Genomic DNA, 17,633 nt, shown 5'->3' with positions numbered 1-17,633 from the left:
GTTCGGCGTCAGCGCCAGGAGTTGAACAGGCTGCTGACCGAGCGGTTGGTGTGGATGCGACGGATCGCCTCGGCGACCAGTGGCGCAATTGGCAGCACCGTGAGTTTCGGGAACATCTTCTCGCTGGGGATCGGCAGCGTGTCCATGGTGATGACGCGCGAAATCACGCTGTCTTGCAGCCTCTGGCTCGCATTGCCCGAGAGGACCGGGTGGGTGCAGCTCACGATGACGTCGGTCGCTCCGCGCTTGAGCAAGGCCTCCGCGCCCTGGATGACCGAGCCGCCGGTGTCAATCATGTCGTCAATCATGATGCACTTCTTGCCCGCCACGTCGCCGACGATTTCCATGATGTCGACCTTGTTCGGCTCGGGGCGGCGTTTGGCGACGATCGCCAGGGGCGCTTTGAGCATTTCGGCAAGGGCCCGCGCTCGGGTCACGCCGGCAACGTCCGGGCTGACGACGGCCACGTCGTCCTCGCCCATGCCGTGATCCAGCATGTAGCGCCCGATGATCGGCCCGGCATAGAGGTGGTCGACCGGAATGTCGAAGAAGCCCATGATCTGCTCGGCGTGCAGGTCCACACACACCACGCGATGGGCGCCGGCAACCTGGATCAAGTCCGCCACGAGCCGTGCGGTGATAGGTTCGCGCGGCTTGGTCTTCTTGTCCTGACGGGCATAGCCGAAGTAGGGGATGACCACGGTGATGCGCCGCGCGGAGGCTCGACGAAAGGCGTCCAAAAGAATCAGGAGCTCCATCAGAGAGTCGTTCACCGGGTTGCAGGTGGGCTGCAGGAGAAACACGTCGTTGCCGCGCGCGCTCTCATCGACCAGCACGCGGATCTCGCCGTCGCTGAACCGTGTGGCGGTCATCGCGCCGACGTCGATGCCGAGATACTCGGCCACTCGGACGCCCAATTCGCGATGCGCGTTGCCTGCGAAGAGCTTCATGTCATGAAGCTCGCTCACACCTTCCATCAAGTTGACTCCACCTGTTTCCGCTGACGCCATTTCTTGGCCCACCCCTCTTTCGTTTCTTGTCTAGAACGCCCAAACGCTCCGGCATCGGCCGGGACGTCGTGGGTCACCACACTTCCAGCCGCAACCAGCGCGCCATCGCCGATGGTCACCGGTGCGATCAATGTCGAATTGGAGCCAACGAATGCGTTGTCCCCGATTTCCGTTCGGTTCTTGTGAACCCCGTCGTAGTTGCAGAAGATCACGCCCGCGCCGATGTTGGTCTCGTCGCCGACGGTTCCATCGCCTATATAGGCCAGGTGCGAAACGCTGGCCTTTTTGCCAAGGGAAGCGTTCTTCACCTCGACAAAGTTTCCGACCTTCGCGCCCTCGCCGATGACGGCTCCGGGCCGAAGGTTGGCAAACGGGCCGACCCTGGCCCCCTTCTTAACCGTCGCGCCGCTCACCTGGCTCATGAACACGGATGCGCCGTCCTCGATTACCGATTGTGAGACGAACGACTGCGGGCCGACGTGGCAGCTTGCGCCCACTTTTGTGCCGGCCAGGATCGAGGTCATGGGCTCGATGCGCGTTCCAGAGCCGATTTCGACGTCGTGGCAGATGAAGGTTGTGTCCAAGTCTGTAATGAGCACGCCCTGGCCGCAATGCTTCTTCAAGATGCGCTGGCGGAGCACACCGGTGAGAACCGCAAGGTCCCAGAGGCCCTTTGCACGCTGGAACGTCCCGGAATCGTCGAAGACGTGCGTCTCGATCGTCCCCCCGGCCTCATAAATGAGTTCGAAAATATCGGCCAGAGGCGTAGGTGCGGCGCCGCGCTCGGCAATCAGCCGTGGGAGCATGGCGAACAGCACCTGCGCATCGAAACAGTAGACCTCAGCGCAGATCTCTTGGATGGCGCGCACTCGAGGGTTGGCGTCCTGCTCCTGAACGACCCGCGCAACCTTGCCATGAGGGTCTCGGACGACGCGCCCATGCCCTGAGGGTTCCTGAAGCCGCATGGTCGCAATCGTGGCGGCGGCGCGGGCGTCGGCGTGCTGAACCAGAAGGGCCCGCAACTCTGCGGAGGTCAGCAAGCCGGTGGTCGCGCACGCGACGAGGACAGGTCCGCGCGCCTCCTCAAACAGGCTGCTTGCAGCATTGAGGGCGGCGGCATCGGCAAGGGGCCTGTCCGCCCAAGCTATCTGGACGCCCGTTCCCAACGCCTCACGTATCGCCTGTCCCGATGGCTCCTCGACCACGACGGTCGGCGTCGCAACGCCGACGCCCCGAAAGGCCGAAACCACCAGTTCGACCAACGGCGTGCCGCAGGCATTCAGCAACGGTGGGGCGATGCCACCGGTGGCGGCTTCGGCTTGACCCGTTGCCAAAATGATCCCGTGGGCGTTCGCGGTTAACATGGCTGCAGACCTCCAAGCAGGCGGACGGGCCGTCCCAAAGGCTCACCCTATTTGTAGCACGTTCACCCTATCTTAAGGAAGGGGTCTGTGGAAAAGCCTTGGCGCATTTGCGATTGTGTGCCGGCAAAGGCAAAGAGCCTGCAAACAGGGCACAATCAATCCATGTCGCTCCTCGTGCTCGACCACCCTCTGGCGAACCATTTGCTCGCCGGTCTTCGCGACAAGAAAACGCCACCGGAGAAGTTCAGGACCCTCTGCGCCAACCTCACGCGGCTTCTGGTGATCGAGGCGACTCGTGCGATGCCAAGGACTGCAGGATCGGTCGAAACGCCGCTCGAAACGGCCGAGGCGTCCACATTGGGAGCCGGGTTGGCGGTAGTTCCAGTCCTTCGCGCGGGGCTAGGGATGCTCGACCCAATCGTCGAGATGTTCCCCGACGTTTCGATTGGCTACATCGGGCTTGAGCGCCACGAAGACACGGCGATCGCGCATAGCTACTACTGCAAGCTTCCGAAGTTGGCGGGACGCTACACGCTCTGCGTGGACCCAATGCTTGCCACCGGGGGCTCAGCCTCCCAGGCGATTTCCCTGCTGAAGGCCAATGGGGCCGCGTCCGTGACCATGGTCAGCGTGGTTTCAGCGCCCGAAGGCGTCGCCAAGCTCAATGCCGACCACCCAGATGTGGATATCGTTACGGCGGCGCTCGACCGTGGCCTCAACGACCGGAAGTACATCCTCCCCGGCCTCGGGGATTTCGGCGACCGGCTCTATGGGACGATGTAGGGTGAATCGGATTTGGGGTCTGGGGTCCGGGGCTTAGGGTCGAGGGTCTGGCGCCGTAGCGAAAACAACACCTTGCCCCCATGGGGAGAGGGACCGTGAGCGAAGCGAACAGGGGTGAGAGGCAGAAGTCCAGGGCTACCCGCCCACAGCAATCCTCAGCCCGAACTTGTCGTCGCAGCGCTCCGTGTTTTCGTGAGCGACGAACGTACAGAGAACGGTGCTCTTGTCCATGCACCACGGCCCGCCGCGCAAGTGGCCTTCCGCAGACCACTCCCAGATGTTTCCAGCCATATCGAGCACGCCTTCGGGCGTCGCGCCCCTGGGAAAGCTGCCGACCGGCGCGGACTCCATGTAGCCATCCACTTTGCCCTCATCGCCCCAGTTGCAGCGCTTGGGATCCCAAGCGTTGCCCCAGGGGTAGGTTCTGCCCTGCACGCCCGAGGCTGCCAGCGTCCATTGGGCATCCGTCGGGAGGTGAACGTTCAGGCCCGACTTCATCGAAAGCCAAACGCAGAAGGCTTTGGCGTGGTGCCAGTTCACATAGCACACCGGGTAGCGGTCCTTTCCGACAGGAGGTTTCCCGGCACTCCATCCCAACAGGAACGGCTCGGAGGACTTGCTGCTCGGATGCGCCCTACCGTCGTAACCTGCGTCCCTCACGAAGGCCTCGAACTGCTTCATCGTGACCTCGAATCTGCCGATCTTGAAGTCTTTGACAGCCCCGTGCCCTTTGATCGACACCAGGTCAATCGACGGCGAAACCGCCGAGATGCGGTCTTGCGCGCCAACCAGAAATGCCAGCGAAAGGAGAAAGCCCATCTTCGTGATGGTTGATACGCCCATGGCCCGCCGGGAGGTTTCCGACTGGGTTGTGCAAGGCTCGATGGGATAGACTCCCACCCATGCCCGCGACCGTTCGCTCGCTTTCTGAGCTCCCCGAGGACAATCCGATCGTCAACCTTTTCCGTCGCAAGATCCAAGGAGAGAACATGCTCTGGGCCTGCGTGGAGCTAAAAGAGGGGTGCGTGGTTGAGCCGCACCGGCACGAGAGCGAGCAAATCGCCTTCGTGATCTCGGGACGAGTGCTTTGGCAGCTCGGCGAGCTGGGAAGCGGGGACTATGAAGAGCGGGAAGTGGGGGGCCACACGGTGATCGTATTGCCCCCCAACTTTCAGCATGGGGTCCGAGCGATTGAGGACACGCTCATCCTGGACGTTCTGTCACCGGTTGGGATGATGGGCGTCGACAGGCAGGGTTGACTGTTTCAAGAAGACACGCAGGCACGGAACCTGCGGCTACGGTTCATCTGGTAGAAGACACGCAGGCTCGGAACCTGCGGCTACGGTTCATCTGGTAGAAGAGACGCAGGCACAGAACCTGCGGCTACGGTTCATCTGGTAGAAGAGACGCAGGCACGGAACCTGCGGCTACGGTTCATCTGGTAGAAGGTACGCAGGCGCGGAACCTGCGGCTACGGTTCATCTGTCCCTTTGTCCTATTCCTTCTTCGCCCCTGCTTTGATCCAGGCCTCGACCTTGGCGATCTTCTCTTCAGGGAGCGGCTCCGCCATCATCGGCATCTGCTTGGCGCCTTTGCCCCGAAGCGCCATCGAAAGCTTGCTCTTCTCGACGTCGCCCGCCGTCACGATGGCCCCGTCCTCTCCGCCCTTCATTACCCCGTCGTAGGTCGAGAGGTCGATGGCGCCCTTTGCGCCCGGCCCGGAGTGGCACTTAACGCAGGACTCATTGAAGATGGCTGCCACCTCAGCGAAGGAGGATTCACCGCCTCCTGCTGCTGCCTCAGCCCCTCCGCTCGTCCCTTCATCGGGCTTCGGCGTCGCACCCTCTCCCGATTGGGAGACGGGCTTTTCGTCTTGGGCTTCAGACGTGGCACCGCCCGAGCAGCCGACACAAAGAACCGCCAGGCAGGCGGCAAACAAGAAGAATCTAGTCATCTGAACAAGTCTCCGATCTCGGGTTCACGCCCCGCGGGCGATGAACCCAGAGCCGATACTTTAGCCCATTTCGCCGCCCGAAACAAACCCACGGGCTTCTGGAACCACGGCACCGTCGGAGGACTCTCAGTTCAGATGGACGGCCCACTTTTGGCTATTCCAAGTCCCATACACGAACTTCTTGAACTTCGCGTCTGCGGGGACCTCGAATAACACGCGGAAAGTGTATTGGTCGCCCTTTCTGAACTCATGCTCAGGTTCCTCATCCGCCTTGGCCTTACGGTAGCCGAGCGGCTTGTATCGCTCGCCGTCGGCGTCGCTGAGCTCAAAACTGGGTTGATCTCCCCCAGTGACCTCGTACATCGTTAAGTTCTGGGTCACGAGCCCAGTCACAACAAAAGTGGCCACCCAGAACTTCTTCCCCTCCGCGGGAGGCTCACCGTTGAACTTCGCGGCATCGGAGGCCGCAAGCGATTCAAGCTTGAGCCCAAACGCACCGCTGGGAACGCTCACCCCGATTGCGCCCTTCCCTTCTGCCATTGCGATGGCGCCCCAGGCGTCGCCGCTCTCTCGGACGCCGTCTGGGAGGGCGGCAATGAAGTTCTTGGGCTTGGTGGTGGCGTCCGGTTTGGGCGGCTCCGACATCATGAACCGAACCACCTGCTCGTTCGTGTTCAGCCTGCCCTGGTTGATCATGATCTTGTTGATCACGGCCTTGGCATCCACCGGGAAAGCCACCCTAAACGGATCCTTGAGCTCCTTTTGCCCGAGGCCTTGGCCAGGCCTGAGGGTTGTGTCGGGAGCTTCGGCGCCCTTGCTCTCCAACCGGTAGTTCGTGCTGTCGTAGATCTTCCCCGTCGTGTCGATCACCTTGATGAACCCGGAAGTATCCAGGAAGTTGTCCTCCGGTTTGGCGTTCTTGACGGCAATGTCGAGGACGACGAACTTTTGGTCGCCCTGAAGGACCGGCAACGCGTAGCAGTCGAACGGCTCGACGGTGTACCTTGCGCTCAAGATGGCCACGTTGAAGCCGTTTTTGAGGCTGTAGATCGCGCCAAAGTCCCCGTTGATCCCTACGAGCTGGCCCTGGCCCTTCACGTCGTTGCCTTGCGTCGGGGTTGGGACGGGGCCGCCAAGCGGCTGAAGAGCGATTGCGCACAAGAGGGTCGTGAACATGGTTCTATCCTGAGGTTCGGCAAGCGGTCAGATGGGCCCTTGGAAATGAGCTCAACCTGGCCGCCAAGTCGTATTTTAGCCGAGCCCTCCAAACGTAACGAATCTCGCCTCAGATTCGTACTAACTGGCAGAAGCGCCCGCGTTGGGCGCGCCCCAAGAGGTGACACCATGAGACCGCTTTCTAAACTGCTTTCGCTCGCAATTCTCGCTGCCGCGATTTCCTCGTCCGTGCTCGCCGGCGACCTCGGCGTGGGATCGTCTGCGCCGGCCCTCAAGGTGGCCAAGTGGATCAAGGGTGGCCCCGTGAGCCTGGCCGACGGGAAGGTCCACGTCGTCGAATTCTGGGCCACATGGTGCGGCCCATGCAAGGAAAGCATCCCCCACCTGACCGAGCTTGCCCACAAGTACAAGGGCAAGGTGGACTTCGTGGGCGTCAGTGTCTGGGAGGAGCAGAAGCTCAAGAGCAACTCCCACCTTTCCAAAGTCGCCAAGTTCGTCAAGGAGTTTGGCGCAAAGATGGACTACAACGTCGCCGCCGATGGCTTCGAGGGCACGATGGCCAAGACCTGGATGGCCGCCGCCAATCAGAACGGCATCCCTGCGGCCTTCGTCGTGGACAAGAACCAGAAGATCGTGTGGATCGGCCACCCGATGGACGGACTCGACAAGGTGCTCGACAAAGTACTCGCAGGCAAGTACGACATGGCTGCTGCCAAGCAGGCTGAGGCGGACAAGCAGCGCGCCATGAAGAAGCAGATGGCGCTCAGCAATTCGCTAAGCGATGCGCTCCAGAAGAAGGACTATCGAGGAGCCGTCTCCATACTGGACAAGGCACTGGCGGACGATCCCGCAATGGAGGAGCAGCTAGGCATGGCCAAGTTTTCGTACATGCTCCGCTACGACGAAGCCGCCGCCCAAGCCTATGGCGAGAAGCTCTCCAACGGGGCCTACAAGGAGAACGGCGTGGCGCTCAACAGCATTGCCTGGAGCATCGTCGACCCCGATGCCCCCCTAAAGAAGCCGGACTACGCGCTGGCAGCGCGGATCGCCCAAAAAGCCGTGGCCGAGATGGGTGGCAACGACGCTTATTCGCTCGATACGCTCGCGCTAGCCCAATTCAAGTCCGGCAACAAGCAGGCCGCAATCGCGAGCGGCACCAAAGCCGTCGCCGCAGCCAAGGCAACCAAAGGCTTCGAAGCCTCCGTGCTCAAAGAGCTGACCGACCGGCTGGCGATGTACAAGAAGTAAGCGGGCTCTGCGGGACCCGGAGTGTCCTGGCAGAAAGTGAGTGAACCATGACACGAACCGCGTCCATTGTCGCCTCGATCTTCGTTGCCGCTACCGCCCCTGCCCAGTGGTCCGACATCAAGAAACTTGGGCAGGGGGGCGAGTCCTTCGTCTCGACCGACGGCAGGGGAAACGTCTACGCCACGGCCCACCAGCCCTGCAAACTCTACGTCAGCGGAGATTTCGGCGCGACTTTCGGTATGAGCCACGACCTGCCAGACTCTTTCTGCGACGTCACCTCGGCGATCGGCCCCGACGGGAAGCTCTACATCACCTACCTGGTGCCGGGGGTCAAGGGCATTCAGGTGGTGAGGTCGTCCGACTATGGGAAAACCATCCGCAAGGTCGGGAGGATCGACGGGCCCTATGACCGGGAGTGGATCGTCGTGAACCCAATCACCGGCGAGATCGGGTTTAACTACTCGGACGGCTACATCGGCGGGCCGAAGTCCAAAGGCATCTTCTACGCCTCGTCAAGCAACCAAGGCGAATCATTCAAGACCATCGCGCGCGTGGACAAGGGTTCCGAGGGCGAATACGCGGTGGATCCCTACCTGACGGTGGGGACTGGAGGGCGAATCTACGCGGCTTGGGCTGTGAGCTTCGATTACGAGCACATCGACAAGTACATGTTCGCCTCGAGCGACGATGGCGGCAAGACCTGGGGCAACCACGCCATGATCGGCGCGACCCATCCTTCGCTCGGGGACACTCAAGAGCGTTGGATGCTGGGCAGCGTGGTGGCGGTGGGCAAGGACACCGTCATGGCGATCTATCAGGACTATGCCGAGGTCGAAGTGGACGGGGCCACAGAACACCCTCTTCTGGCCTATTTCAGGGTCAGCAAAGACGGCGGCAAGACCTGGGGGGAGAGCAAGCCGTGCCTTTCCGGCAAGGAGCTCGAATCGGCCATCCGGTCCTTTCGGATGAGCCGGGACCGGAACTCGACGGTCTCCAACTACGTTCAGACCCTTCCTTGGGTTTCCGCCGACCCCAAAGGGCGGGTCCACCTGGCGTTTATCGATAACCGAAGTGGGCAGAAGAACACCAACAACAAGCGCGTCGGTCTCTGGCAAACGCGCTACGCCTCTTGGACTGTTTCCGATGCTTCGTTTTCGGCAAGCGAGAGGGTGAGCCACGATTGGGCCTGCGAAAGACCGCCGCTCGACTTCATCGGATGCTGTTCCGATGGCAACAGCGTCTGGATCACCTGGACCGAAAACCCCGGCCAAACCGAGGGCTGGGGGTTCTCAGGGGAGCTATTTGTCGGGAAGAAGAGTTTGGCTGGGAAGTGAGAGGAAGAAGGCAAGTGGTCCGTGGTTCGTGGTCTGGCGAACCACCTCACAACCCGTGGGCAAGGTCTGTGAAAGCAGTGAACCGGGTGAAGGGGCCGCAGGCTCCGTGTGGGCCACTTTTGGCATCCCACAGGGGCCTTTCCATTCGTCATCACAAATCACGTGCCTAGGCGTGGGACGATGACGAGAGGCTTTTGGGGCTTGGCATCCCACATGGGCCTTTCCATTCGTCATCACAAATCACGTGCCTAGGCGTGGGACGATGACGAGAGGCTTTTGGGGCGCAGTTCCATGACGCCGCAGACTAGAGACCACGGACTACGCACCACGCACCCTCCCCTAGAACGGCCGCATCTTCATCGGCTTGAACTGCCACGCCCGACTGAGCGGCGCCTGATCTTTGCTGTGCGGACCCGATTCGGCGACGCCTGGAGGAAGCACGTTCCTGCCCCGGACCGTCGCCCGCAGCTCCACCACCTGAATATACGACCCCCTATTGTTGTAGGGGATGGGCGGCTCGCCAGGCACCGGAATCGACCCCGGGCGGAATCGCCAAAGCGCCGCATCGGCGCCGAGCCTCTGTTCGAGTGTCGACGCCGCCTTCGTCGCGGCGGCCTTGAACACCTCGGCGACGGACCTACCCTTCAGGTATTTGACTTCAGTGTTGCCCTGCAGCGCGTTCAAAATCACGCTCGGTTGGGCGGCGAGACGGAACACGCCGGGCGAAAGGAAATTGCCGGTCGTGCCAAGGAAGACCTCATTGCGAAGGGCGTCGATGAAGGCGTCGAATACGGTCGCCGAAACGCTCCCTTCAAACTGCCTGCCATCAAATGCACGCAGGTACTGGATCGCGTCCCCTACAGCGCCCTCCCCGTCCGATTCCTTGAGTTGCTGCTTGATGAGCGGCATGAAGGCATAGGCCGTCGCCTCGGTCCGCGCGATGGTCCAGATCGCCGATTCGAGGTCCTGAAGGGAGAGCTTTGGCTTGTCGAGCGCCTGGTTCAGGGCGTCCACCCGGAACAGCCTGCCCCAAGCCGGCGAATCGAAGTTTGGGAACCAGCTTGCCGGCTTGTTGTTCCAGTTGGTGATCAGGCCGCCCTTGGGGTTGTCCACCCTTGGCATCTGCGCCGAGGAGATAAACCCTTTCCAAGCGCTCTCCGGACTCCCCATCACCGGCAGCCGGGGGTCCCAACCCTCCGCCCTATCTGGAATGAGGCCCAAATAGCGATACCCGATCGGGCCGCCGTGGAAGGCGAAGAAGAAGTTGAAGTTCATCGTCGCGTGCGAGAGCGCCCCATCGAGGTCCTTCGGCTCACGCGCATCGAGGAGTCCATAGATGGACTGGATTGAGTCCAACTCGCGCATCCAGGAGGCCGAGCGGTTCGAAAACAAGAAGCCTTTGGCGGTGTGGATGACCGGTCCAACGTCCGTCCTCTTCTGCTCCACGGTTTCATCCGGCTGGCCCTTGATCTTGAGCGTTCGGCGAACCACCGTGAGCTTCTTCGTCTGCTCCCCGTCCAGGTACCCATCCGCTCCAGAGGCCTTGAAAAGGAACACGTCGTCGGTGTCCGCCACCCCGGACGTCAGCCCCCAGGCCAGCTCCGCGGTGTGCCCAATGGCCACGCCTGGCGCCCCGGGAACGTCCATCCCCACGACGTTCAGCCCCGGTCCCGCCATCGACAACTCGTGAACGATCGCCGGGTTGAAAAAGCCCATCTGCGGCCCGTTCAAGAGCATCGGCCAACCGGTCGCAGAGCGCTCCTTGCCCACCACGATCGCGTAGCTTCCGGCCTTAAAGGGCGCGCCGAGTTTTTGCGCGACCAGCGTGCTGGTCCTCTCGGCCTGCGCCAGCTTGAGCGCGGGAAGCAGGTCGAAGAGCCCCACCTTTGGCAGCGCCGTCAAGTGCTTTTCCGTGATTGCCCGAGTCAGCTTGGGGAACCGGGGCCGTGCATCTGCCCCGAGGTCGTCCTCCGGAAGCACCGTCGTCGGCGAGGCGGGGTCGTTCTGCCAAAGGAAGTCGTCGAAGGCGTCCAGCGCTTGCTCCTTGACCGGTTGGGAGCTCAAGTAGGTGAGCAGTGCCCAGTTGCGAATCTCTCCGGCATCCCGCCGCCCGAAGAGCTGAAACAGACGGATCGTGATGGCGGCAGAATCGAGTACTGTCCACTTCTCAGGCCTGAACCCAGCAGCGGCATAGCCTGGGGGCAGCGAGCCTTTCTTTGTCGCCGCGTCTATATAGGCGTTTACCCCCTTGGCATAGGAATCGAACGCGAGTTTGGCCCTTGGCGCGAGCTTGTCGAACTGCTGCTGAAGCTCCTGGTCGGTGTAGGCGGTCTTCAGAATGTCGCGGTCGGAGGCCGCAAAGTCCTTGCCAAACACCTCGGCGAGCTTGCCCCGCGCCAGCCTGCGGCTCTGCTCCATCTGCCAGAGGCGGTCCTCCGCCACCGCGTATCCGGCATGATAGAACCCATCCTCCCAGGAGTTGGCGAAGATGTGCGGGACCCCGAACTCATCCCGCTCGATCGGGGCTGGGGCTTGTGTCTGCTGACTAAGCAGCGTTGCAACGGCAAGGGCTAAGGTCGCGAGCATCGCGGCCCTATTCTGACCCGCCAGCCCGGCAATTATCTTGAGTAGACGACCGGATTCAGATCGCTTGCGGCAAAGTCCCCCGGCGCGAGCCCAGGGAACCAGGTCTTCAGGTCGTTCTCTCTGTTCGGATGGTCGGGCGTAATGACCTTGGCCCCATCCTCGAAGTAGATGATCGTCATCGCCTCGCGGGCTCGGTCCGAGGTGTTGGGTCCGGCGGCGTGAAGCACCCAGCCATCGTGAAACGTGGCATCCCCGGCCTTTAGCAGACCGCTCGGCTGTACCTGATAGCCCTTCGCATGGATGAAGTCCGCGAAGAACTGCTCCGACTCATCAGAAATCTTGAGCGCCTTCATATAGCCCTCGACCTGTGAACCGCTCGCGAAGCTCATCGTCCCCATCGCTGTGTCGGCGTCCACCAGGGGCATCCACATCGTGACCGCCTTGCATTCCAAGGGCCAATAGAACTGGTCCTGGTGCCAGGGTGTGTGGCCACCACCGGCCTCCTTGAACAGCGCCTGATCGTGGTAGAGCCGGACCGCCGGGACCCCCATCAACTCCGCCGCGACCTTGGCGAACCGCCGCGCAAGCGTGAACCGCGCCACGGCAGCATCGTCCCGCCAAAGGTTCATGGTCTGCAGAAACGCCTTGCCATAGGTGTCCCGCTCTGCAAGGGGCCTGCTCTCGCTGTTGAGTCGTCTGACTGCGCTCCGGATCGCCTCGGCATAGGGTGCGATCTCCCCTGGCGCGCAGAGTCCGCGCAGAGTGACGTGGCCTTCGCGGCGATAGGCTGCGACGGCGTCGGCAACGAGAACGTAATCGCCCGACAAATCGGGAAGGGTTGAGGGTTCCATGGCGGTTGGGACGTACTATAGCCGATCCTGCCGGACGGGTAGCATTCCCGAAGTTCCATGCGGTCCTTCACCCTCCACCGCCCTCTCAAGTTCCTCATCGCCATCCCGATGTTGCTCGCGATGGCCGCTGCTGCTTTGCCAACGCCAGAAGGCCCCAAAGAGCGCGCTCTGAGGGCCACGGTCAACAAGTTCATGAACGAATACATCGCCGCTTGGAAGAAGCTCGATGTCAACGCGGCGGCCAAGGTCTTTGAAACCTACACGCTCGCCACCTACACCGCCAAAGACTCCCGAGAAGACAAGCCGGTGAGCCGCAAGGACATCCTCGCCACCTATGCCCAGCAGGTTCGCTCAATCAGCAAACTCGTGGGCTTCAAGGCACAGATCACCAAGCTTTCGGTCTCCGGCGGGAAGGGCATGGTGCAGATTCGCTACATGATGAAGGCCACCGGGGGGTTCAACAACCCCGACGGCAAGGAGCACATGTTCGAATCGCTCAGGACCTCCGACTGGGTCTGGACCTCCACACCCAAGGGCTGGCGGGGTGTGTCGTCGGTCACCGCCGTGAACCAAATCCTGCTCGACGGCAAGCCGATCAAGGGCAACCCCTGATGTTTGAGAAGAGGCAACTGAGGGTTGCGGCGGCGCTGCTCTATGGCGGCACCTACGGCATCTTGTTGGGCGGTGTCCGGTTCAACCTGGTCTGGGCGGGGCGGACGGGGCTCAGCGAGCCGGACCAGGTCTGGATTCTCACGCTGCACCTGATGGCCGGGATGGCCTCGGGCGTCGTTTTTGGACTGATCTTTGGGTGGAAGCCAAGAAAACTCGCGGCGTGGGTCGGTTCGCTGCTGATGGGGGTTGTGGGGGTGTATGTCTCCCGCCCGGTGGTGATGGCGCTGACCCGTGACCCCGTGCTTGCCGACCGGGCGAGCATTGCGATCATCGAGGCCTTTCCCTATCTCGGCATGTGGCTTGGCCCCAAGGTCGGGGAATGGCTGGCGGAGAAAGAAAGCGGATAGGGGAATCTGGTCCGGCTATCCCTTATCCGTTATCCTCTATCCCTCCCCTTAGCGTCATCACAAATCACGTGCCTGGGGGTGGGACGATGACGAAGGGTTTGGTCCCCTCTTGCTTGCCTCAGCACCTTCGCCGTCGCTGGAAGTACACGGCCAGCCTCCAGATCAGGAAGATGGCGAAGGGGGCGCTGCAGATCGCCAGCCCAATAAGCCAGGCCGTTTTCCCGAACACTTCATAGACGATGAAGCTCAGGGTCACGAAGGCGAGGCAAAAGAGCATGCTCTTCATCCGCTGAAACTGATCGGGCTCAAGATAGCGTCCCACGGCCTTGCAACCATTATGCCCCTGGTTGTCGATCCTGCCGGGACTGGGTCCCAGGCATTGGGGTCCTAATCCCTATCCTTCCTCATCCCCTTTCCTCTCCCATCCTCTATCCCTCCCCTTAGCGTCATCCCGAATTACGTGCCTGGGGGTGGGACGATGACGAGAGGCTAAGAAGGGCCTAAGAAGTTTGAGAGCTCTCGGCTCCTAAGAGCCCGTGCAAAGGTTGTATCAAAGGCCTCCAGCTTTACAGGGGAGGACTTCCCGAAGGTATCCGGACAATATTGCGAGAATCGGTCGATGGTCTTTTGCGCCTCAGCAGAGTTCAAGCTGATAAAGAAAGCCCGCTCAAGCTGTTCGCACTCAGAAAACAAGCCCACAACATGGGGATCGAGCCCGCTGAAGCCAACGACGATCAGATGAGTGGCCTCTTTGAGTTGCCGCCTTGCGAGTGTTAGGTGAGTGTCCGGGCACCTAAAATCAGTCTTCCCTTGTACGGGCGGAGCGATTGCCGGGTAGCAGAAGCGAGAACCCTGTCTCCAGTACTTCCTGTCGCTGGGCGCAATACGCAAGAAACTTTGGTCAAACGCAAGGGGGACCTCAACCTTCTCAATGGCCTCCATAATGCTTCCGCCCCCTACTTGGTGTGCGAGCATTCGGGCCCAGGAAACCGAGCCATGGAGCTTTATCAATGGCTTGTTGCGGTTCGCGGTTAGGCAACTGTCAACAGTGGGAAAGTCAGTGCGGTACAGTCGACGATATGCGCGCTCTATGAGCTCGTCGTAATTCACGGTAAGCAATAGCGCATCAGATATGTTAGCTTCTTCTATCTGCACCAAGAGTTGGTCGTAACGGGTCGCCCCGTGAGCGACGAAGCTATTACTGACCTCCAAGAGAAGGTCGGAGAGATAGAAAGGGACCTCAATAAAGAGTCGCCTAATGATCTCGTTCTGATGAGTCGCGTACTTCGCGAAGAGCGCCTCAATGCCGATCGTATCTGACAGAGCGGCCCGAATGTCAGGGGCGAGCGCCTCAGCGCCGGGGTACTTCGCCAAGAGGCCTCCGAATTCCGGTGTATTGCCGAAGAGGCCTCCAACTAAGGGAGGTCGGAAGGCCTCCTTGACGTCGGCCATTCTATCGTCTGCGCAGTCGTGAGAGGCTCCAGCTCCAAACAACAAAACGAGTTTCATGATCTGCGTAAGTATGCCTCTACCTCTACCCCCTCATACTCCCAACACCACCTTCCTCAACCTCCTCCCAACCTCTCCCAACAGGAACCCGTGGATCGCGGGCATGGAGAGCATGTCGGCTTTGTGGTAGTCCAGCAGCGTTTGGCCGGGGTGGGGCGACGCGGAGTGAAGAGATGATGGGGTGAAGGGATGATGGGCGGAGGTAAGCCGGTCTTGATCACCTGAACCCCCGAAGACCTGAACACCTGAGCACCCGAATACCTGAGCACCCGGGTCATATCCTCTCCCCTCCAACTCCATCCAAGCCTCGAAGAGCCCTGGGGCGTCTTTGCCCGAGACCGCCTCGGCTGCCGCCTCCCGCCGGATGCCCAGCAGCGCCTCCATCGAGGCCTGGCTGCGCTTTAGGTCCACCTCGGCCGCCAGGCGATAAAGGTCCAGCGAATAGCGCGGGAACACCGCCCGGACCTCGGGGATCGCCAGCAGGAACGGGATATCGAAGCGGTCGCCGTTGAAGGTGATCAGCGTGGAGATGCCCTCCAGGTCGAAGCAGAGCTCCATCAGGTGGTCCGGCAGGATATAGCGGGAGAGGGAGCCGGGGGGATTGACGATTGAAGATTTACGATTTACGATTTGGGGAGGAACCCCCTCACCCGGTTCGCTACGCTTACCGTCCTCTCCCCGTTGGGGCGAGGTGGTGGATTCCCCCGTCGCGTATCGCACATCGCGTGTCGCGCCATCCTCCCCCTCACCCGGTTCACTGCGCTTACCGTCCTCTCCCCGTTGGGGCGAGGTGGTGGATTCCCCCTCACCCGGTCCGCTTCGCTTACCGACCTCTCCCCGTTGGGGCGAGGTGGAAATCACCCCCTCACCCGGTTCGCTTCGCTTACCGTCCTCTCCCCGTTGGGGCGAGGTGGGGGCTTCCCCCATCGCGTATCGCACATCGCGCAGCGCGTTCACTTCTCCCCTACTCTCCTTTCCCCAGCACAACTCTTTCCACTCCACCTCAAACATTACAGTTTATTCCCATTGACTTACCTCTTTCCGGCATCTCCATACTGCTCTTCAATGCCGGTCAGGACGCCGACGCCGCGTGCCAAAAGCGCCTGAGGGCGGCAATGGGAGGACCCTATGTTTCATCACCACAAGCTTCGAGCCCTATTCACGCTCGGCATCCTCGTTTGCATTGGCCACCAAACCGTCCCGGCGCAAGGTCCCGGACCCCTCGCCCTGGGCTTGAAAGACACATCGGCCCAAATCATGACCCTGTTCGTCAAGGCCTTCAGCTCGGACACGCTCACGGCCCTGGCAGACACTGGCGGCGCGGTTTCGCTCGAACAGACACGCGACCTCGGCGCGGGCCACAAGATCCAGGTGACGCTCAAGGTCTCCGTAAAGAAGGGTGCGAAGAACCTCGCGAGCCTGGACGCGTTCGACCGATTTGACGCCACATTCACAGAGACCGACGCCAAACAGAAGAAGGTCGCCGAGGGAGAACTGGCCGTCGTCGTCTCAAGCGCCCAGGCCTACGCCATCAACTCCAAGCAGGCAAACCTCGGCGAGGACGGAAAGCCCACGGCAACGTGGTCCGAACTGCGCAGAATCGCAGACGGGAAGAACCAGTACCGCAAGACCGTCGAGACCAAGAAGCTGCCCAACGGCCAAACCCTAACGACGACTTCGGAATACACCTTTGACAAGGACGGCAACCAGGTTCCACTTGGCGCTCCGAAGACCGAAATCAGCGGGCTTGAACCGGTCAAGAGCAGCAACGTCTCGATCTACACCCAGCTCGCCGCGGGCTTCGGTTGGAGCAGTCAAGCGCGGGCCGACTACTACACTTCGGCCAAGCTCGATGAGAACGGCAACCCCGTGGTCATCGACAACAAGCAGGTGTACGTCGTCGGCATCAAGAACGGCCAGCAGACCGTCAGCACCCAACTCTCAGGCATGATCAGCATCGCGATGCCGATCACAGGAGTTTTCAGAGACAAGATCAAGCCGATCAATGCTTGGGGGTTCACGCTCGGCGCAGGGTTCGGCAGTTCGACCTCAGGGACATTCAATCTCTCGCCTTACGCGGGCGTCTCGCTGTTCCTGGGGGATCAGGATTCTGTGGTGCTCACGGCCGGCCTATCCTGGATCCCGGTCATGCGGCTGAAGGGACTGAAGAAGGGGCAGGAGATTTTCACGGATCAACTCTCAACTTACGAGTCGTATGAGAGGCCCAAACTCTTCATCGGGCTGACCTACCGCATCGGCGGCAGCGGCAAGGGGGCCAGCAAGGAGTCCAAACCGGAAGTGTCCGAAACAGAGCCGAGCGGTGAAGAGATGAAGCGATGCTGGGTGTGCCCCTCCCCCGTTTTGGTTCGCAATTGGGGGAGGTCTGGGGTCTGGGGTCTGGGGTCGTGAAGCTTGGGCACTCCCCTCTCCTGCGTCCACCCAACCCCTGGCCACCCCAGACCTTCTCGACGCGGGGGAGGGTGGCCTTTAGGCCGGGTGGGGGTGCAGGGTGCGGGGTGAGGAGGCTCTCCCCTCTCCTGCGTCCACCCAACCCCCCAACCACCCCAGACCTTCTCGACGCGGGGGAGGGTGGCCTTTAGGCCGGGTGGGAGTGCAGGGCGAAGGGTGCAGGGCGCAGGGTGAAGGGCGAGAAGGCCGAAGAAGACTCCCCCACCCTGTCCCTCCCCCTCGCTACTCCAAACCAGAAAACACCCAAGCTCAGACCCCGCGAAGGAGAGGGAACCAAACCGGAGATTGGGAGTCACCCCCACCCTGTCCCTCCCCCTCGCTATTCCTAAC

17 protein-coding genes are annotated in these 17,633 nt (G+C 61.3%); 7 read left to right on the top strand and 10 right to left on the bottom strand.

The genetic code is table 11. From position 1 onward, the window contains the following. Positions 1 to 8 precede the first annotated feature (8 nt). The gene (locus HZC36_12590; protein MBI5707814.1) at positions 9 to 977 is read right to left on the bottom strand and encodes a ribose-phosphate pyrophosphokinase; all 969 of its coding nucleotides are present in this window, start codon (positions 975 to 977) and stop codon (positions 9 to 11) included. After that, positions 977 to 2,374: a bifunctional UDP-N-acetylglucosamine diphosphorylase/glucosamine-1-phosphate N-acetyltransferase GlmU gene (glmU, locus tag HZC36_12585; GenBank protein ID MBI5707813.1), complete on the bottom strand. Its 1,398-nt coding sequence runs from the start codon at positions 2,372 to 2,374 to the stop codon at positions 977 to 979. Before glmU ends, HZC36_12590 begins: the two co-directional genes overlap by 1 nt. A 162-nt stretch (positions 2,375 to 2,536) precedes the next feature. Between glmU and upp the strand changes: the two genes are divergently transcribed. Then, complete coding sequence (gene upp, locus HZC36_12580) at positions 2,537 to 3,157, top strand: uracil phosphoribosyltransferase (GenBank protein MBI5707812.1); 621 nt, start codon at positions 2,537 to 2,539, stop codon at positions 3,155 to 3,157. Between the two features lie 135 nt (positions 3,158 to 3,292). Here upp and HZC36_12575 read toward each other — a convergent pair whose 3' ends face one another. After that, a complete protein-coding gene (locus HZC36_12575; GenBank protein ID MBI5707811.1) occupies positions 3,293 to 4,000 on the bottom strand; it encodes an SUMF1/EgtB/PvdO family nonheme iron enzyme in 708 nt (235 codons plus the stop codon). Positions 4,001 to 4,059: 59 nt separating this feature from the next. On the opposite strand from HZC36_12575, the gene HZC36_12570 reads away from it, so the two are divergent. Next, entirely contained in the window at positions 4,060 to 4,416 is a 357-nt protein-coding gene (locus HZC36_12570) for a cupin domain-containing protein (protein ID MBI5707810.1), read from the top strand. Between the two features lie 236 nt (positions 4,417 to 4,652). Here the strand turns inward: HZC36_12570 and HZC36_12565 are convergent, their stop codons facing one another. Further along, complete coding sequence (locus tag HZC36_12565) at positions 4,653 to 5,111, bottom strand: c-type cytochrome (GenBank protein ID MBI5707809.1); 459 nt, start codon at positions 5,109 to 5,111, stop codon at positions 4,653 to 4,655. Positions 5,112 to 5,237: 126 nt separating this feature from the next. Next, on the bottom strand, positions 5,238 to 6,287 hold the full coding sequence (locus tag HZC36_12560; GenBank protein MBI5707808.1) for a hypothetical protein: 1,050 nt from the start codon (positions 6,285 to 6,287) through the stop codon (positions 5,238 to 5,240). A 168-nt stretch (positions 6,288 to 6,455) separates the two neighbouring features. On the opposite strand from HZC36_12560, the gene HZC36_12555 reads away from it, so the two are divergent. After that, the gene (locus HZC36_12555) at positions 6,456 to 7,535 is read left to right on the top strand and encodes a redoxin family protein (protein MBI5707807.1); all 1,080 of its coding nucleotides are present in this window, start codon (positions 6,456 to 6,458) and stop codon (positions 7,533 to 7,535) included. A 47-nt stretch (positions 7,536 to 7,582) separates the two neighbouring features. Continuing rightward, the gene (locus HZC36_12550; protein MBI5707806.1) at positions 7,583 to 8,869 is read left to right on the top strand and encodes an exo-alpha-sialidase; all 1,287 of its coding nucleotides are present in this window, start codon (positions 7,583 to 7,585) and stop codon (positions 8,867 to 8,869) included. Between the two features lie 339 nt (positions 8,870 to 9,208). Here HZC36_12550 and HZC36_12545 read toward each other — a convergent pair whose 3' ends face one another. Together HZC36_12545 and HZC36_12540 are read right to left on the bottom strand one after the other, a co-directional pair. Then, positions 9,209 to 11,455 carry a penicillin acylase family protein gene (locus HZC36_12545; GenBank protein ID MBI5707805.1) on the bottom strand — a complete coding sequence of 749 codons (2,247 nt, stop codon included), beginning with the start codon at positions 11,453 to 11,455 and terminating at the stop codon, positions 9,209 to 9,211. 32 nt (positions 11,456 to 11,487) lie between these two features. Then, positions 11,488 to 12,306 carry a phytanoyl-CoA dioxygenase family protein gene (locus tag HZC36_12540; GenBank protein MBI5707804.1) on the bottom strand — a complete coding sequence of 273 codons (819 nt, stop codon included), beginning with the start codon at positions 12,304 to 12,306 and terminating at the stop codon, positions 11,488 to 11,490. A gap of 57 nt (positions 12,307 to 12,363) precedes the next feature. On the opposite strand from HZC36_12540, the gene HZC36_12535 reads away from it, so the two are divergent. Together HZC36_12535 and HZC36_12530 are read left to right on the top strand one after the other, a co-directional pair. Next, the gene (locus HZC36_12535; GenBank protein ID MBI5707803.1) at positions 12,364 to 12,918 is read left to right on the top strand and encodes a hypothetical protein; all 555 of its coding nucleotides are present in this window, start codon (positions 12,364 to 12,366) and stop codon (positions 12,916 to 12,918) included. Then, the gene (locus tag HZC36_12530) at positions 12,918 to 13,325 is read left to right on the top strand and encodes a hypothetical protein (GenBank protein MBI5707802.1); all 408 of its coding nucleotides are present in this window, start codon (positions 12,918 to 12,920) and stop codon (positions 13,323 to 13,325) included. The genes HZC36_12535 and HZC36_12530 overlap by 1 nt, the downstream gene beginning before the upstream one ends. 118 nt (positions 13,326 to 13,443) lie before the next feature. On the opposite strand, the gene HZC36_12525 is transcribed toward HZC36_12530, so the two are convergent. The 3 genes from HZC36_12525 to HZC36_12515 all read right to left on the bottom strand — a co-directional run bounded on the left by HZC36_12525 (position 13,444) and on the right by HZC36_12515 (position 15,392). Continuing rightward, the gene (locus HZC36_12525) at positions 13,444 to 13,647 is read right to left on the bottom strand and encodes a hypothetical protein (GenBank protein ID MBI5707801.1); all 204 of its coding nucleotides are present in this window, start codon (positions 13,645 to 13,647) and stop codon (positions 13,444 to 13,446) included. 167 nt (positions 13,648 to 13,814) lie between these two features. After that, on the bottom strand, positions 13,815 to 14,834 hold the full coding sequence (locus tag HZC36_12520) for an SIR2 family protein (GenBank protein ID MBI5707800.1): 1,020 nt from the start codon (positions 14,832 to 14,834) through the stop codon (positions 13,815 to 13,817). A gap of 33 nt (positions 14,835 to 14,867) precedes the next feature. Continuing rightward, positions 14,868 to 15,392, bottom strand: a complete 525-nt coding sequence (locus tag HZC36_12515; protein MBI5707799.1) for a ribonuclease H-like domain-containing protein — start codon at positions 15,390 to 15,392, stop codon at positions 14,868 to 14,870. Positions 15,393 to 15,962: 570 nt separating this feature from the next. Here HZC36_12515 and HZC36_12510 point away from each other — a divergent pair. Further along, on the top strand, positions 15,963 to 17,243 hold the full coding sequence (locus tag HZC36_12510) for a hypothetical protein (protein ID MBI5707798.1): 1,281 nt from the start codon (positions 15,963 to 15,965) through the stop codon (positions 17,241 to 17,243). Positions 17,244 to 17,633 lie beyond the last annotated feature (390 nt).

It is taken from the genome of Armatimonadota bacterium (assembly GCA_016223145.1).
Classification (GTDB): Bacteria; Armatimonadota; Fimbriimonadia; order Fimbriimonadales; family Fimbriimonadaceae; genus Nitrosymbiomonas.
The sequence above is the reverse complement of the archived record's forward strand: the minus strand, read 5'-3'. Positions and strand labels throughout refer to the sequence as shown.

Coding starts and splice junctions, on each gene's coding strand:
- HZC36_12530 (MBI5707802.1), top strand. CDS start 12,918: ATGTTTGAGAAGAGGCAACTGAGGGTTGCGGCGGCGCTGCTCTATGGC.
- HZC36_12575 (MBI5707811.1), bottom strand. CDS start 4,000: ATGGGCGTATCAACCATCACGAAGATGGGCTTTCTCCTTTCGCTGGCA.
- HZC36_12565 (MBI5707809.1), bottom strand. CDS start 5,111: ATGACTAGATTCTTCTTGTTTGCCGCCTGCCTGGCGGTTCTTTGTGTC.
- HZC36_12510 (MBI5707798.1), top strand. CDS start 15,963: ATGTTTCATCACCACAAGCTTCGAGCCCTATTCACGCTCGGCATCCTC.
- HZC36_12555 (MBI5707807.1), top strand. CDS start 6,456: ATGAGACCGCTTTCTAAACTGCTTTCGCTCGCAATTCTCGCTGCCGCG.
- HZC36_12570 (MBI5707810.1), top strand. CDS start 4,060: ATGCCCGCGACCGTTCGCTCGCTTTCTGAGCTCCCCGAGGACAATCCG.
- upp (MBI5707812.1), top strand. CDS start 2,537: ATGTCGCTCCTCGTGCTCGACCACCCTCTGGCGAACCATTTGCTCGCC.
- HZC36_12535 (MBI5707803.1), top strand. CDS start 12,364: ATGCGGTCCTTCACCCTCCACCGCCCTCTCAAGTTCCTCATCGCCATC.
- glmU (MBI5707813.1), bottom strand. CDS start 2,374: ATGTTAACCGCGAACGCCCACGGGATCATTTTGGCAACGGGTCAAGCC.
- HZC36_12540 (MBI5707804.1), bottom strand. CDS start 12,306: ATGGAACCCTCAACCCTTCCCGATTTGTCGGGCGATTACGTTCTCGTT.
- HZC36_12515 (MBI5707799.1), bottom strand. CDS start 15,392: ATGGAGCTCTGCTTCGACCTGGAGGGCATCTCCACGCTGATCACCTTC.
- HZC36_12545 (MBI5707805.1), bottom strand. CDS start 11,455: ATGCTCGCGACCTTAGCCCTTGCCGTTGCAACGCTGCTTAGTCAGCAG.
- HZC36_12550 (MBI5707806.1), top strand. CDS start 7,583: ATGACACGAACCGCGTCCATTGTCGCCTCGATCTTCGTTGCCGCTACC.
- HZC36_12590 (MBI5707814.1), bottom strand. CDS start 977: ATGGAAGGTGTGAGCGAGCTTCATGACATGAAGCTCTTCGCAGGCAAC.
- HZC36_12520 (MBI5707800.1), bottom strand. CDS start 14,834: ATGAAACTCGTTTTGTTGTTTGGAGCTGGAGCCTCTCACGACTGCGCA.
- HZC36_12560 (MBI5707808.1), bottom strand. CDS start 6,287: ATGTTCACGACCCTCTTGTGCGCAATCGCTCTTCAGCCGCTTGGCGGC.